This is a genomic window from Arsenophonus sp. ENCA (assembly GCF_002287155.1).
GTDB classification, from domain to species: domain Bacteria; phylum Pseudomonadota; class Gammaproteobacteria; order Enterobacterales; family Enterobacteriaceae; genus Arsenophonus; species Arsenophonus nilaparvatae.
Window position 1 is genome coordinate 1 of the sequence record NZ_NHNG01000167.1, and the last position, 1319, is coordinate 1319.

The 1319-nt window shown below is 44.4% G+C and carries 4 protein-coding genes; 2 read left to right on the forward strand and 2 right to left on the reverse strand.

All coding sequences use genetic code 11. From position 1 onward, the window contains the following. The coding region (locus CBG25_RS04425; RefSeq protein ID WP_290603799.1) for a transposase at positions 1-263 on the forward strand (263 nt) is incomplete at its 5' end. A 101-nt stretch (positions 264-364) separates the two neighbouring features. Here the strand turns inward: CBG25_RS04425 and CBG25_RS04430 are convergent. Then, on the reverse strand, positions 365-556 hold the full coding sequence (locus CBG25_RS04430) for a hypothetical protein (RefSeq protein WP_290604858.1): 192 nt from the start codon (positions 554-556) through the stop codon (positions 365-367). 47 nt (positions 557-603) lie between these two features. Here CBG25_RS04430 and CBG25_RS04435 point away from each other — a divergent pair, with 47 nt between their 5' ends. Then, positions 604-846 carry a hypothetical protein gene (locus CBG25_RS04435; protein WP_290604859.1) on the forward strand — a complete coding sequence of 81 codons (243 nt, stop codon included), beginning with the start codon at positions 604-606 and terminating at the stop codon, positions 844-846. 101 nt (positions 847-947) lie between these two features. On the opposite strand, the gene CBG25_RS04440 is transcribed toward CBG25_RS04435, so the two are convergent. After that, positions 948-1319 (reverse strand): transposase (locus CBG25_RS04440; protein ID WP_290603757.1); only part of this gene is annotated, 372 nt, incomplete at its 5' end.

Sequence of the window (1319 nt, forward strand, 5' to 3'; positions counted from 1 at the left end):
AGGCAAACGGCTATAGGAGCCAGATTCAGCGTAAAGGCCATCGAAACAAACCGTTGTCCAAGACTCAGCAAGGGCGAAACCACAGGATTGCAAAGACTAGGGCACGGGTTGAACATGCATTTGCGGCGATGGAACAAATGGGTAGAAAACTGATCCGCACCATTGGACAGGTGCGCGCTAATTTTGCCATGACGATGATGGCAGCATGTTACAACCTAAAGCGGTTGGCGTACTTCCAGAGCGCGTGCATCGTGGCTTTCTGACGCCCAGAATGGGTCAAATGGCCCTAGCCAGGGCAATGTGCGATAGAATCAGTAACGTGATAATCAAAAAAAATCTAATTATTTAGAATGAAAGCCAAGGGTTAATTGAAAATCTTGAGTTTTTCGAGGTGCCCACTTGTCAGATCATGCCAAAGCAAATTAACCAAACCTATGCCAGCAATAACATCATGCTTATTACCTGAATATTGATAATGAACCATCTCTATTTTTCTACTACGTGTTTTGGCAATCAATAAACTAGTTGCTGAATAGAGACTTGCATTTTTTGTCACGCTATTGAGAATAAAAAGAGGTTTAACTTAGAGAATAAAGGTTTGAAATGATCAACAAAGAGCGGCTGTTACGAGATAATCGTTTATGTAAAGCAATCATTGGATTATCAGTCGAAGAATTGAAAAATTTAGCCGCTGAATTTTCAGCTTGTTATTTGATTTATCGGAAAAAGAATCGAAAAGATCACGAGCGGCAGATGGGTGCAGGGCAGAAAGGATTTATCCCAACCCCACTAGATAAACTGCTTTTTATTTTAGGGCACCTCGAAAAACTCAAGATTTTCAATTAACCCTTGGCTTTCATTCTAAATAATTAGATTTTTTTTGATTATCACGCTACTGATTCTATCGCACATTGCCCTGGCTAGGGCCATTTGACCCATTCTGGGCGTCAGAAAGCCACGATGCACGCGCTCTGGAAGTACGCCAACCGCTTTAGGTTGTAACATGCTGCCATCATCGTCATGGCAAAATTAGCGCGCACCTGTCCAATGGTGCGGATCAGTTTTCTACCCATTTGTTCCATCGCCGCAAATGCATGTTCAACCCGTGCCCTAGTCTTTGCAATCCTGTGGTTTCGCCCTTGCTGAGTCTTGGACAACGGTTTGTTTCGATGGCCTTTACGCTGAATCTGGCTCCTATAGCCGTTTGCCTTCAGCCAAGCTTCCCGCTCCGCAGAGGGATAGCCTCGGTCGGCGTAGATATTGCGATTGGTGTTGGCCTTGTCAATGACCCTTTCGAAATGCTGACTGTCGTGGGTGCT

What these genes read in the sequence shown, in the direction of transcription:
- CBG25_RS04435 (WP_290604859.1), top strand. Translation starts at nt 604, where the DNA reads ATGATCAACAAAGAGCGGCTGTTACGAGATAATCGTTTATGTAAAGCA.